Origin of the sequence: Flavobacterium fryxellicola (genome assembly GCF_900143245.1) — a bacterium.
Lineage (GTDB): Bacteria > Bacteroidota > Bacteroidia > Flavobacteriales > Flavobacteriaceae > Flavobacterium > Flavobacterium fryxellicola.
Genome location: NZ_FRDK01000008.1, coordinates 80,057 through 93,779, shown reverse-complemented (window position 1 = coordinate 93,779; position 13,723 = coordinate 80,057). Strand labels below are relative to the sequence as shown.

Here is a 13,723-nt window from a genome sequence, read left to right as displayed (position 1 = left end):
TGCTTCCTGCTTTCCGTTTCAATCTTTTTATTCGCAAGGGCGAATAAAAAGGATTTTTACTTCAATCAGGGCTAGGGCATTTCTGTATTAAAATAATTTAATCTTATTGTTCAATATCCATCTTATTCCCTGCCACACGGAGGATTAATAGGATTTAGAACTTTGTTTCTAATTTGATATAATCTAAGAATTCTCTACGAGTAACGCTATCTTTAAATTTACCGCCAAATTCAGATGTTACAGTGCTGCTTTCAATATCACTGATTCCTCTGGAATTGACACAAAGGTGCTTAGCATCTATCACGCAAGCAACGTCTTCTGTACCTAAAGCAATTTGTAATTCTTGTACAATTTGCATTGTCAATCGTTCTTGTACTTGAGGTCTTTTGGCATAATATGCTACGATGCGGTTCATTTTGGATAAACCAATAACTCTTCCATTAGAAATATAACCTACGTGAGCTCGTCCGATAATGGGTAATAAATGGTGTTCACAAGTAGAATAGACGATGATGTTTTTCTCGACTAACATTTCACCATATTTGTAATTGTTGTCAAAAGTGGATGCTTTTGGTTTTTTTGCAGGATTTAAACCTCCAAAAATTTCTTTTACAAACATTTTAGCCACACGATTGGGTGTGCCCTTTAAACTATCATCGGTCAAGTCCATTCCAAGTGTAAGTAGGATGTTCTCAACGTCTTTTTTTATTTTTTCGATTTTATCATCATCAGAAATGGAGAAAGCATCATCTCTTATTGGATTCTTTGCGGATAAACTAATATGATTGTCTCCTATTTCGTCTTGAAATTCTTCTTTATTTATCATTAAAAGCAACTATTATTGTGGGTGTAATTATTTAAGGGGTAAAGATAAATAATAAAAATTAAAAAATTTCTATCGTTCCTACTATTTAAACGTACTTTATCGCTTCTTCGGAGTGTTCTTGTTTCTTTTTTAGACCTAAAAAGAAAGGCAATAACGAGTTCGCTATTGCCTTTTTTATAGTAAATCCAGTTGAGTCCAGTTTTATATCTAAAGTAATTAGTTACTTATGCTTGAGTTTGTGTTGCATTGTAAACTGGAATTGCTGCTTTTAAAATGCGTACTGCACTGATCAAGTCATCTTTCTTTAATACGTAAGCAATTCGAACCTGATTCAATCCCATTCCTGAGGTAGAGTAAAACCCTGCTGCAGGTGCAACCATTACGGTTTCGCCATCTAAGTCATAACTTTCTAAAAGCCATTGAGCAAAAGCGTCGGCGTTGTTCACTGGCAGTTGCGCAATGCAATAAAAAGCACCTTTAGGTTTGCTCACAATTACGCCGTCTATTTTGTTTAATTCTTCAATTAAAGTATCTCTGCGTTCTCTATATTCTGAAATTACTTCGTCAAAATAACTTTGAGGAGTGTCCAGTGCTGCTTCACTTGCAATTTGTTCAATAGTAGGAGGACTCAGTCTTGCTTGCGCAAATTTCATCGCTGTCGTCATTACTTCCTTATTTTTAGAAACAATACACCCTATTCTCGCACCACACATGCTGTATCTTTTTGAAACCGAATCAATCATAATGGCGTGTTCTTCAAGTCCAGGAACACTCATCACGGAATAGTGTATGTCACCATCATAAGTGAATTCGCGATACACTTCATCAGATATCAAGAATAAATCATGTTTTTTAACTAGGGCTGCCAGTTGCATGATTTCTTCTTTGGAATATAAATATCCAGTTGGATTTCCTGGATTACAAATAAGAATGGCTTTTGTTTTTGGCGTAATCAGTTTTTCAAAATCGGCAACAGCTGGAAGTGCAAAACCAGTTTCGATCGTTGAGATAACAGGAATGACGTTCACGCCAGATGCCGTTGAAAATCCGTTATAATTCGCATAAAATGGTTCTGGGATAATAATTTCATCACCTTGATCCATCGTGCTTCCCATGGCAAACATTAATGCTTCAGATCCTCCTGTTGTAATAATGATGTCTTCAGTATTTACGGAAATCCCTTGATTTGTATAGTAGTTCGCGAGTTTTTTTCTATAGCTTTCGTTTCCTGCAGAATGGCTGTATTCTAGAATAGTTAAATCAATATTTTTAACCGCGTTCATAGCAACTTCAGGTGTTTTTATATCGGGTTGACCAATGTTCAAATGATATACTTTATGTCCTTTTTTCTTAGCTATTTCAGAGTAGGGAACCAATTTTCGTATTGGTGATTCAGGCATTTGTTTGCCTTTGTTTGATATTTTTGGCATAGTCTTAATTATTGAATTGCAAATTTGCGATTTTTTTTCCGAATTTATTACAATCATTAGACGTATATAGTGTTAAATCTGCATTTTTGAACGAATTAATTTAGTATTTTTATGTAAATTATTGAAATGAAAAAAGTACTGTTTTTACTATGGACCTATCTGTATGTTGTGTCTGTTTTTGCACAAGAAGGATTTCAGTTCGAAATAGATGTAAATAAAACCAGCGTACCTTTTAAATTGATTAATAATTTGGTTTTTGTACCCATCAAGGTCAATGGGATAGAACTAAATTTTTTGTTAGATACAGGAGTTGCTGAGACTATATTGTTTAGTTTAGAGGAAAAAAAAGACGTTCGTTTTTTTAATGCTGAAAAAGTATTACTTAAAGGACTAGGAAATCAAGCGGCTGTTGAAGGACTAAAATCTACTAATAATACGTTAGAATTTAGTAATCTAATGATTAGGAATCACATGCTTTATATTGTTTTGGATCCTGAGTTCAATTTATCTTCTCATATTGGGATTCCTGTAAACGGGATTATTGGTTATCAATTTTTCCGAAATAATTTAGTCGAAGTGAATTACCGCAAAAAAAGGATTGTTGTTTTCAAGGACAATGAAAGAAACCGCACTAAATTTGAAAAGAAATTCATCACGATTCCCATCACTATCGAAAAATTCAAGCCGTACGTAAATAGCACCGTCACCATAGATAATCATGAAGCTGCGGTAAAGTTGTTGATCGACATTGGTAACAGTGATGCTGTTTGGTTGTTTCAAGATCGTTCCGCTTTTATAAAAGTTCCCGTGAAAAATTTTGATGATTTTTTAGGAAGGGGATTTAGTGGTGATATTGAGGGTAAAAGAGGCCGACTTCAAAAATTTAAGTTGGCTGATTTTGAATTTAGTAATCCTGTGGCAGCCTTTCCAGACTCTGTTTCGATTAGAAATGTTACGATGGTGCCCGACCGAATGGGATCTGTAGGTGGTGAAATCATGAAAAGATTTGATGTGGTTTTTGATTATCAAAACCACCGATTGCATTTGAAGAAAAATAGTGAATTTTCAACTCCTTTTAGTTATAATAAAAGTGGTGTGGAAATTCAACATAATGGATTGCAATGGATTCAAGAAACAGTCCGCATGGAAACGGTTCCAATAACCAGTAAATATAGTGAGACTGGAGGAATAGGTCCAAAGACGGATTTTAAATATAAATTTAAATTAAAACCTATTTTGGAAATTGCTAATGTTAGGAAGAACTCCCCAGCCGCTAAAGTAGGATTACAAAAAGGGGATATTATTATTATGATTAATAATATTGTTCCTTACAAGTATTCGTTGCAAGACATTAATTCCCTTTTTAAATCGATAGACCAGAAGTGGATTACTTTAGTAGTAGAACGGCAAAAACAAATTTTGAAATTCAGTTTTCAACTTGATGATATTTTGTAAAAAAAAATGCTTCTGGAAACTATTTCAGAAGCATTTTAGTTTGATAAATAATGTATTAATTGGAAATTACTTCTCCTTTAATTTTCAGAGCGACTCTTCCGCCTTCATAATTTACAGCATTCGATTCCACAGTTATTGTTTTTCGGATAGGTCCTGGAGCCATGTTGTATTTCACTGTAATTTTTCCTGTTTTTCCAGGCATGATTGGTTCATTTGGTTTTGTAGGAACAGTACATCCACAAGTTGATAGTACATTAGTGATAATTAGTGGCGCATTACCTGTATTGGTAAAGGTGAAATCGCGACTGCCATCTTCATTCTTCGTAACCCGTCCATAATCGATGGTATTGTCCTTAGCAGAAAATACGATTTTAGGTCCGTTTTGAGCAAAACCGACACTACTGATCAATGCGAATGCGAATAGAATTATAGTTTTTTTCATTTTCATTTTTATTTTTAATCATTAAAGTAAATATACTTCGTTTTAATTAACGCACAAATATTTATTTCTCTTTTTATAGTGTACTTAATTATTTACTTTTGTTCTCAATATCAATTACAAATATCAGACCAAAGATTAATTTTGGTTTTAACAGTTGCTTTTTATGACAATTCCTGCACAGTTTGACGCTAAAACTATTGAAAATAAGTGGTATGACTACTGGATGAAGAATAATTATTTTCATTCAGAACCAGACCACAGAATACCCTATACCATTGTAATTCCGCCACCTAACGTGACAGGAGTTTTGCACATGGGGCACATGTTAAATAACACCATTCAGGATGTCTTAATAAGAAGAGCGCGATTGAAAGGATTTAACGCTTGTTGGGTTCCAGGAACCGATCATGCTTCGATTGCGACTGAAGCTAAAGTGGTAGCCAAACTAAAAGCCGAAGGAATTAATAAAAATGATTTGACCCGCGAAGAGTTCTTAGCTCATGCTTGGGAGTGGACGGATAAATATGGTGGTGTAATTCTGGACCAATTAAAAAAACTAGGCGCTTCCTGCGATTGGGAAAGAACCAAATTTACAATGGATCCAGATATGTCGGCATCTGTAATTAAATCTTTTGTGGATTTATACAATAAAGGGTTGATTTATCGCGGATACCGAATGGTAAATTGGGATCCTGAAGCGAAAACAACTTTGTCAGACGAAGAAGTTATTTATGAAGAACAACAAGGGAAATTGTATTTCATCAAATATAAATTGGAAGGAAGTGAAGACTTTTTAACAATCGCTACAACGCGTCCGGAAACAATTTTTGGAGATAGTGCGATTTGTATCAATCCAAATGATGCACGTTTTGATCACTTGAAAGGAAAGAGCGCCATTGTTCCTATTTGCGGTCGTGTGATTCCTATTATTGCAGATGACTATGTCGACGTAGAATTTGGAACAGGCTGTTTAAAAGTGACTCCCGCTCATGATATAAATGATAAGGCTTTAGGTGAAAAACATAATTTAGAAATTATTGATATTTTCAATGAAGATGCCACTTTAAATAGCTTCGGATTGCACTACCAAGGAAAAGATCGTTTTGTAGTACGGGAGGCGATTGCCAAAGAATTAGAAACTATTGGTGCTTTGGCAAAAACAGAAATTCACCTGAATAAAGTAGGAACTTCAGAAAGAACAAAAGCCGTAATCGAACCACGATTATCAGATCAATGGTTTTTGAAAATGGAAGATTTGGTAAAGCCGGCCATTCAATCTGTTTTAGTTGATGGCGACATTAAATTGCATCCAGCACGATTCAATAATACATACGCACACTGGTTAAACAATATTCGCGACTGGAATATTTCGCGTCAATTGTGGTGGGGACAACAAATTCCAGCTTATTTCTATGGTGATGGAAAAGAAGATTTTGTAGTTGCCGAAAACATAAATGAGGCGTTAGCTTTAGCCAAAGAAAAGACTTCTAACCTCGGACTTCAAATTTCTGATCTTAAGCAAGATGTGGATGCTCTTGACACTTGGTTTTCTTCTTGGCTGTGGCCGATGTCTGTTTTTGGTGGAATTATGGATCCAGAAAGTGAGGATTTTAAATATTATTATCCTACGAATGATTTGGTTACAGGTCCGGATATTTTGTTTTTTTGGGTAGCTAGAATGATAATTGCGGGTTATGAGTACACGGGTAAAAAACCATTTACAAATGTATATTTGACTGGTTTGGTTCGTGACAAACAGCGACGTAAAATGTCTAAATCACTAGGAAATTCTCCTGATCCGTTGGATTTGATTGAAAAATTTGGTGCCGATGGAGTTCGTGTAGGATTGCTTTTGAGCGCTTCTGCAGGGAACGATATTATGTTTGATGAAGAGTTGTGCAACCAAGGAAAAGCGTTTACCAATAAAATTTGGAATGCTTTCAAACTGATAAAAGGTTGGGAAGTTTCAGATGCCATACCGCAACCGGAATCTTCCAAAGTGGCGATTGAATGGTACGAAGCCAAGTTGCAACAAACACTTCTAGAAATTGAAGACAATTTCGAAAAATATAGAATTTCCGATGCGTTGATGGCAATTTACAAATTGGTTTGGGATGATTTCTGTTCTTGGTTCCTTGAAATGATAAAACCAGCTTATCAGCAACCAATCGACAGCGTTACTTTGGCGAAAGCTATAGAAATGCTCGAAAATAATATGAAATTATTGCATCCATTTATGCCTTTTTTAACAGAGGAAATTTGGCAGATTTTGGCAGAAAGAACAACAGAGGAAGCCTTAATTGTTTCGACTTGGCCAGAAATAAAACCTTATAATGCGGGATTAATTACAGATTTTGAAAATACAATTGAAGTGATTTCTGGAATCAGAACCATTCGTAAAGACAAGAACATTCCTTTTAAAGATGCGATTGAATTGAAAGCGATTAATAACGATGCCGCTTCTACTTATTTTGATTCTGTTGTGACCAAATTAGGGAATATCACTTCCTTAGATTATGTTTCGGATAAAGTAGATGGTGCCTTGTCTTTCAGGGTAAGATCGAATGAATATTTTATTCCAATTACAGGAAATATTGACGTGGAAGCAGAGGTTGCTAAATTGACTGCGGAGCTTATTTACACACAAGGTTTCTTAAAGTCTGTTCAAAATAAACTGGCAAATGAGAAATTTGTGGCTGGTGCTCCAGAGAAAGTTTTGGCAAATGAAAGACAAAAAGAAGCTGATTCGTTATCAAAAATTGCAACAATCGAGCAAAGTTTAGCTGGATTGAGGTAGATTTTAGATTTTTTTAAAAATAGGAAATCCCAGTTCTGAAAATTTTCAGGGCTGGGTTTTTTTTTGTCTTGAACAAGAGTTAAATATCACTTACAGTAAATAGTACCATCAATACAGCTTTTATTACCATAGATCGATGAGCTTCTATTTTTATTTTTACCTCATGTTTTAAAACAGTATAATATGATATTCCAAATGATAAACCGTTTATCCAAATCTAAGCTGAAGCTTCTTATTTTAACTCTTCTTCTATTTTTACAGCCTTTTTCCGCTGTCGCTCAAAACGACACCGATATTAGTTTTTTTCCTAACAAATCCATAGAATTCATAGACTTGCTTGTCACAGTCGTTTTAATCACTGTTGCTTCTATTGTTGTTTTGTTGTTAAAGCTTATTTCCAACACTAATAAGACCGCAAACGACCAAACTGAACATAAAAAAAGCAAGTTCAAAGAATATATTAGTAATCTTAATGCTAGCGAAATTGAGGTGATAAAAAGAAAAAGAATCAAAAGTAACAATGGGCTTTCTCTTGCTATTTTAGGATTACTTTATTTAGTACCACAAATTATTTTTGCTCAAACTGGGCCTGCAAAAAGAGAAGATATCTTCTCTGAACCCGGAATTGTAATTACTTTGGTATTGATTTTTATTCCGCTATTTTTTGCTTTGATTTATTTAGTTTCAAAAGTGACTACTAGCTTTAGAAACTACAACAATTTTCAAAAACTGAAAGAAGCAGAAGCATTTGCTGCATTTATTTCTGATGATGAAAATATGCCTAGTGATTCAGAATTAGAAGAAATCAAACAAAAATCAGCTTATGAAGTAGTTCCAAACGAAATTTCTGCTGGAAAAGCATCTCATGATTCTAAAGGTTTACTGAAAAATATTACTTCTGAAACTAATTACCGATTTTTTGCTACAAAAAGACCTCCTATAAAAAGGCCGAAAATTGACCCTGCATTGACAAAGCTGGTTTTATGGTTTTTAGGAACGGCTGTTTTCTGGCTTTTTGTAGGTAGTTCTGTTGGAGAATACGTGGGAATTAAATTTATAGTCCCCGATGCTGATACCTATAGTTGGTTAAGTATTGGACGACTTCGAGCCGTTCATACTAATTTAGTTTTTTGGGCTTGGGCAACTATAGGAATTATGGGATTGGGTTATTATATAGTTCCTATGGTCAGTAACGCCCCTTTGAATAGTATTAAAAATGGTTGGACAGCACTTATTTGTGTAAATTTTGCGATGTTTGTAGGAGCTATTACCATTATGGCAGGAATCAATAACGGCGGTGGCGAATACCGCGAAATCATCTGGCCTATTATGGCAATCTGGGCTGTTGGATTACTTCTTACTGTGATTAATTTTATAAAAACGATTGCCAAACGAACTACGACCGAAATTTATATTTCCAATTGGTTCATCGTTGCTTCGTATATATTTATTTTAATAGTTGCCTTTATTGCTTATATCCCAATGGGACAAGATGGAATTGGTGAAACTATTGTGCAAGGTTATTATATGCATCAAGCAGTAGGAATGTGGTTTATGTTTTCTATGTTGGGTGTACTGTATTATTTATTGCCGCAACAATTGAACAAACCCATTTATTCCTACAGTTTAGGAGTTTTAGCTTTTTGGTCTCAAATTTTGTTTTATACGGTTATTGGTACACACCATTTCGTCTTTAGTGCTTTGCCTTGGTGGTTGCAAACGGTTGCGATTGTAGGAAGTGTGGGAATGTTAATTCCGGTTGTCGCAGGAACAACCAATTATCTAATGACGTTGAGAGGTTCTTGGAGCAAAGTGAGTAACAGTTATTCATTACCTTTCTTTTTTGTGGGGATTATTTATTATTTTACGGGATCTTTTCAAGGAACGGCCGAAGCCTTTCGTTCTACTAATTTAATTTGGCATTTTACTGATTTTACCATTGCACACTCGCACATTACGATGTACGGAATTATAACGTTCTTACTTTTTGGAGGAATTTACGCCATTGTCCCTCGACTTACAGGAAAAGAACCGCCTCAACTGGGTGTTGGAGCGCATTTCTGGTTGGCATTGATTGGATTGCAATTTTACACAATCCCATTGATGATTGGTGGAACTTTAAAAGGATTAATGTGGGCTGAAGGCGCTCCATTTATTGATAGTGTGGTTATGATGGGTCCGTATTGGTTGTGGAGGGCTATCGGAGGAACTTTAATGTGGCTTTCGCATATTGTATTGGTTTATAATATGTATAAAATGATGCAACCCACCGTGGATGTTGATGTTAAGCAAAAAGCATTTGAAATTATCAATCAAAATTTGGAAACAAATTTGGCTGAACCTAAAATTTAATTAAGATGAGTATATTTCACGATCATAAAAAACTATTTACGGCGGCCTCACTTTTATTTGGCACACTCACGCTTTTCGTTGCTGTAATTCCAAGTTTGTACAATCAAAAAAACAGCGTTCCATTGTATGGTGCTATTCCGCTAACGGAAGCTCAAGAAGCGGGAAGACAAATTTATATCAGTAATGGATGTGTAGGCTGTCATACTCAGCAAGTCCGAAATGTGGATATGGATAAAACATGGGGAAAACGTCCCGGAATTGCTGCCGATTATGCATTAAGCACTCGGAAAAGTATTTGGCAAAACGCCGGAACTTTAATGGGTACCGAGCGAACAGGTCCCGATTTGACGAATATTGGCGAACGCCAGCCAAGTCAAGATTGGCATTTGGTTCACCTATACAATCCAAGAATTGTTACGCCGCAATCCATTATGGCGCCTTATCCGTGGCTATTTGAAGTCAAAGACAAAGCAGCAAAAGGCGATATCAAAGTTGCAGTTCCTGAAGCTTTTATGAAAGGCCAAAAAGGAATTGTAGTGGCTACACAAGATGGGTTAAATTTAGTTGCCTATTTGCAAAGTTTGAAACAAGTCAAATTACCAGACGGTACGCCTGATCCAAAATTTCTATATAAAAAGGAGAAAAAAGAAGCAATGGCTTCAGCAGCTGGCGTTGAGCCAGAATTGAACGGAAGTGATTTATACGCAGCAAATTGTATGGCGTGTCACCAGCAAAATGGGGAAGGACTTGCGGGCGCATTTCCACCTTTAAAAGGAAGTAAGGTTGTGCTTAATGATGACTCTGAAATTATGGTTGCCATTATCATGAATGGCTACAACGCTCAAGAACAATACGGCGTTATGCCTGCTGTTGGGACAAATGCCGGTCTATCTGCTGAAGAAGTAGCCGCCATTATGAATCACGAGAAAACGAGTTGGGGCAATAATGCCAAGAAAGTGACAGTAGAACAAGTAAAAAAATTAATGGAGCTTGCAAAAGCAACTGCACCAGTACAATAAATAGTATGAAAAAATCAATCTTTATAACGCTTTTTAGCCTTTTTTCAATAGGACTATTTGCTTGTCCTGTATGTGACAAACAGCAACCTAAAATTTTACAAGGTATCGCTCATGGGGCAGGCCCAGACGGTAACGTGGATTATGCAATCGTGATTGGAATGAGTATCATAGTTTTGATAACACTTTTTTATTCAGTGAAATACATTGTTCAACCCAAAGAAACGAACAGCAATCACATTAAACGAACCATCTTAAAATTTGACTAATATGGACAGTAAAACAAAAGTGATTATATTTGTTGATGAGGAGGTTTTGCCAATCGGCGAATTCATAACGCCTGTAAATTTCGATTTGGATACCAGAAAACTAATTGATGGATTACACCATTTAAAAATAGTAAGTAAAGACCCAATTGGCAAAGAAGGGATTAAAATTATTCCATTCATGGTCAGAAACGGGCCTTCAATTACCATTGATGGTTTAGATCCTAATGATGAAGTTGACGGCATTTTGCCTTTAATGATTAATGCTTATGGCAAAGGAAATCAAAAACAGTTTTTAATCGACGGTTCTGAAACGCCAAAAAGTGTTCCCTCCTGGGTTATTGCTGGAATTATCGCTTTTGTTGCTTGGGCTATTTACTATACAATTACTTCTTTAGGATAAAATTATGTGTGAAATAAAAAATATCAACTCTACCGCTATTACCCAAAATAAGTTGAAATTTTCTATTTATAAAACGATTGATTTTCTCCCTTACATGAAAGAATTAGATGTTCCGCACCGTCATAATTATAATATGATTTTGTTAAACGAACGCAATTCAGGTAAGCAACTAGTTGATTTTGAAGAATGTATTATAGAACCTTTTTCTATTACATGTTTGCATTATGGGCAAATTCATCAATGGCTTGATTACGATAAAATTGAAGGATATATAATTGTATTTGAAAATGATTTCTTTGCACTACGCCATCAAAATTATGAACTTAGTGAGTTTTCATTTTTAACGTATAGGCACAAAATACCTTATGCTAAAGTTTCAAAGGAACAATTTGAAAATGTAAAATCGATTGCGTTATGGATGTTAAAGGAGTTTAGTGGAAAGGGAAATAATTTTGATAAACATTTATATTCACTACTTAATTTAATGTTGCTAGAATTGGACCGCTTATTCGAGCCAAACAACAAAAACACTGAGTTTAGTCAATCACTTCAGCTCATTTATCATTTTGAAGAACTTATTGATAAGTATTTTAGAGAGAAACATTTTGTAAAAGATTATGCTTCAGTATTGCATGTACGTCCTAACTATCTTAATGCCGTTTGCAATGAAGTAACGAAGAGTTCAGCAGGGGATTTAATTCGGAATAGAATCATTCTAGAAGCAAAACGATTATTAATCCATGAGAAAAAAACAGCATCGGAGATCGCTTATGAATTAGGATTCACTGATAATTCCTATTTTGGACGGTTCTTTAAGAAATATGAAAATAATACTCCTGATGGATTTAAGAAAATGTTTCTTAAAAATTAATCGGAAATTGTTTAAGAAAGCTGTTTTTAGGCCTGTTAAGTAACTTTTATCACATAAAATTTCCTTCTGAAGAAATACCTTTGATAAAAATATAGTCAATGTTTTTCTTTCTTAAAAACCTAGTTTCTTTTAGATCTCCCCGATGCCACAAAGGCGAACTTTTCAAATACAAATGGTATAATTTAAGCAAAAACACAAAGATAGTTGACAAATTTTACGTTTGCAAACAGCGAACGGAAATCGAACTTGGTTTTTACCAACGAACTGGTTATGTGAGTTATGGACTTACTATTGCTTTTTCTATCATCACATTTATTATTTGGAAATTATCCACTGTATACAGTTTTAAAAACATAGAAATCTTGTGGTGGTTTCCCTAAATGTTACTGCTCTAATTCTCTTGCAACCGTGGTTCATGCGATTGTCGCGTGTGATTTGGTTAACACTTTTCTTTCGTGGAAACGACAAACTTCAACACAATTAATTTTAAAATTACAACACAATGGATGTAGAAATTCTTGCTCGAATCCAATTTGCCTTCACTATTGCTTTCCATTATATTTATCCCCCTTTGAGTATTGGTATCGGACTGATTATGGTAATTATGGAAAGCCTTTACATAAAAACAGGTAAAAAAGAATATGAAATTTTAACTCGTTTCTGGATAAAAATATTTGCCCTGACTTTTGGAATTGGCGTTGCAACAGGGATCATTATGGAATTTGAATTCGGTACCAACTGGGCCGTTTATTCTAGATATGTCGGCGATATTTTCGGAAGTGCTTTGGCTGCCGAAGGATTATTCGCTTTTGGTTTAGAAAGTGCTTTTTTAGGTGTACTCCTTTTTGGATGGCACCGCGTAAAGCCGTGGGTGCATTTGGTTTCGACAATTGGTGTATTCTTGGGTTCTATGTTTTCAGCCGTTTGGATTGTGGTAGCTAATTCTTGGCAACAAACGCCAGCCGGTTATCACATTGTAGGCGAAGGCTTAGCTGCTCGTGCCGAAGTGACTGACTTTTGGGAAATGGTTTTCAATCCGTCAAGCATGGATCGATTGGTACATACTTGGCAAGGCGCTTTATTGGCGGGAGCCTTTTTAGTGTTGAGCGTTCATGCCTATTATTTGCGAAAAGGACGGTATGTGGAAATTTCAAAAAAAGCTTTTAAAATTGCCTTGGTCGTAGCTACCGTTTTTTCACTCGGACAATTGGTTTCGGGACACAGTTCTGCAGATGGCGTGGCAGTCAATCAGCCAGCAAAATTGGCCGCATTGGAAGGTCATTTTGAGAAAAATGCTCCCGCAGATTTATATCTTTTTGGTTGGGTCGATAAAGAAAAACAAGAAGTAACGGGACTTGGAATTCCAGGAGGTTTGTCCTTTCTAGTTCATCAAGATTTTGATGCACCAATAGTTGGATTGAACAACTTTCCCGAAGAAGATCGACCAAGTCAAATAAATGCAGTTTTTCAATTTTACCACATTATGATTGCCATTGGAATGACTTTAATTGGACTGACTTTATTTGCAAGTTATATGTGGTGGCGTAAAAAATTATTTGAAACCAAATGGTTGCTGTGGATATTTTCTTATGCAGTTATTCTACCGCAAATTGCCAATCAAGTGGGTTGGTTTGCTGCAGAAATGGGTCGACAACCGTGGGTGGTTTATGGACATTTAAGAACGGGCGACGCTTTCTCACAAGAAGTATCAGCCAATCAAATTATGTTCTCCCTAATCATGTTTACCGTTATTTACGCTATTTTATTTGCACTATTTATTTACATGGTCAATAAAAAAATCAAACACGGTCCGTATAATGAACTCAATGAACCCGTAAACTTTCAGTCGTTTTAAAAACTCAAAA

Annotated in this window: 11 protein-coding genes; 8 read left to right on the top strand and 3 right to left on the bottom strand. The window is 35.5% G+C overall.

All coding sequences use genetic code 11. The features are described from left to right. Positions 1-154: 154 nt before the first annotated feature. Positions 155-826 carry a GTP cyclohydrolase I FolE gene (gene folE / locus BUA03_RS12175; protein WP_066082554.1) on the bottom strand — a complete coding sequence of 224 codons (672 nt, stop codon included), beginning with the start codon at positions 824-826 and terminating at the stop codon, positions 155-157. Positions 827-1,050: 224 nt separating this feature from the next. Continuing rightward, a complete protein-coding gene (locus tag BUA03_RS12170; protein WP_066082552.1) occupies positions 1,051-2,256 on the bottom strand; it encodes a pyridoxal phosphate-dependent aminotransferase in 1,206 nt (401 codons plus the stop codon). 126 nt (positions 2,257-2,382) lie between these two features. Here BUA03_RS12170 and BUA03_RS12165 point away from each other — a divergent pair, with 126 nt between their 5' ends. Further along, the gene (locus BUA03_RS12165) at positions 2,383-3,711 is read left to right on the top strand and encodes a PDZ domain-containing protein (protein ID WP_066082550.1); all 1,329 of its coding nucleotides are present in this window, start codon (positions 2,383-2,385) and stop codon (positions 3,709-3,711) included. A 55-nt stretch (positions 3,712-3,766) separates the two neighbouring features. Here BUA03_RS12165 and BUA03_RS12160 read toward each other — a convergent pair whose 3' ends face one another. Then, a complete protein-coding gene (locus tag BUA03_RS12160; RefSeq protein ID WP_066082652.1) occupies positions 3,767-4,153 on the bottom strand; it encodes a DUF1573 domain-containing protein in 387 nt (128 codons plus the stop codon). Between the two features lie 163 nt (positions 4,154-4,316). Here BUA03_RS12160 and BUA03_RS12155 point away from each other — a divergent pair, with 163 nt between their 5' ends. The 7 genes from BUA03_RS12155 (at position 4,317) to BUA03_RS12120 (ending at position 13,713) form a co-directional block, all read left to right on the top strand. Next, a complete protein-coding gene (locus BUA03_RS12155; protein ID WP_066082548.1) occupies positions 4,317-6,950 on the top strand; it encodes a valine--tRNA ligase in 2,634 nt (877 codons plus the stop codon). A 183-nt stretch (positions 6,951-7,133) separates the two neighbouring features. After that, positions 7,134-9,302, top strand: a complete 2,169-nt coding sequence (locus BUA03_RS12150) for a cbb3-type cytochrome c oxidase subunit I (protein ID WP_066082546.1) — start codon at positions 7,134-7,136, stop codon at positions 9,300-9,302. Positions 9,303-9,307: 5 nt separating this feature from the next. After that, positions 9,308-10,321: a cytochrome c gene (locus BUA03_RS12145; protein WP_066082544.1), complete on the top strand. Its 1,014-nt coding sequence runs from the start codon at positions 9,308-9,310 to the stop codon at positions 10,319-10,321. Positions 10,322-10,326: 5 nt separating this feature from the next. Beyond that, positions 10,327-10,587 carry a hypothetical protein gene (locus BUA03_RS12140; RefSeq protein WP_066082542.1) on the top strand — a complete coding sequence of 87 codons (261 nt, stop codon included), beginning with the start codon at positions 10,327-10,329 and terminating at the stop codon, positions 10,585-10,587. A 1-nt stretch (position 10,588) separates the two neighbouring features. After that, positions 10,589-10,987: a cytochrome C gene (locus BUA03_RS12135; RefSeq protein WP_066082540.1), complete on the top strand. Its 399-nt coding sequence runs from the start codon at positions 10,589-10,591 to the stop codon at positions 10,985-10,987. Positions 10,988-10,991: 4 nt separating this feature from the next. Beyond that, positions 10,992-11,858: a helix-turn-helix domain-containing protein gene (locus BUA03_RS12130; protein WP_066082538.1), complete on the top strand. Its 867-nt coding sequence runs from the start codon at positions 10,992-10,994 to the stop codon at positions 11,856-11,858. 502 nt (positions 11,859-12,360) lie between these two features. Then, positions 12,361-13,713 carry a cytochrome ubiquinol oxidase subunit I gene (locus BUA03_RS12120; protein WP_066082534.1) on the top strand — a complete coding sequence of 451 codons (1,353 nt, stop codon included), beginning with the start codon at positions 12,361-12,363 and terminating at the stop codon, positions 13,711-13,713. The last annotated feature ends 10 nt before the right edge of the window (positions 13,714-13,723 follow it).

Coding starts and splice junctions, on each gene's coding strand:
- BUA03_RS12160 (WP_066082652.1), bottom strand. CDS start 4,153: ATGAAAAAAACTATAATTCTATTCGCATTCGCATTGATCAGTAGTGTC.
- BUA03_RS12130 (WP_066082538.1), top strand. CDS start 10,992: ATGTGTGAAATAAAAAATATCAACTCTACCGCTATTACCCAAAATAAG.
- BUA03_RS12120 (WP_066082534.1), top strand. CDS start 12,361: ATGGATGTAGAAATTCTTGCTCGAATCCAATTTGCCTTCACTATTGCT.
- BUA03_RS12170 (WP_066082552.1), bottom strand. CDS start 2,256: ATGCCAAAAATATCAAACAAAGGCAAACAAATGCCTGAATCACCAATA.
- BUA03_RS12150 (WP_066082546.1), top strand. CDS start 7,134: ATGATATTCCAAATGATAAACCGTTTATCCAAATCTAAGCTGAAGCTT.
- folE (WP_066082554.1), bottom strand. CDS start 826: ATGATAAATAAAGAAGAATTTCAAGACGAAATAGGAGACAATCATATT.
- BUA03_RS12135 (WP_066082540.1), top strand. CDS start 10,589: ATGGACAGTAAAACAAAAGTGATTATATTTGTTGATGAGGAGGTTTTG.
- BUA03_RS12155 (WP_066082548.1), top strand. CDS start 4,317: ATGACAATTCCTGCACAGTTTGACGCTAAAACTATTGAAAATAAGTGG.
- BUA03_RS12165 (WP_066082550.1), top strand. CDS start 2,383: ATGAAAAAAGTACTGTTTTTACTATGGACCTATCTGTATGTTGTGTCT.
- BUA03_RS12145 (WP_066082544.1), top strand. CDS start 9,308: ATGAGTATATTTCACGATCATAAAAAACTATTTACGGCGGCCTCACTT.
- BUA03_RS12140 (WP_066082542.1), top strand. CDS start 10,327: ATGAAAAAATCAATCTTTATAACGCTTTTTAGCCTTTTTTCAATAGGA.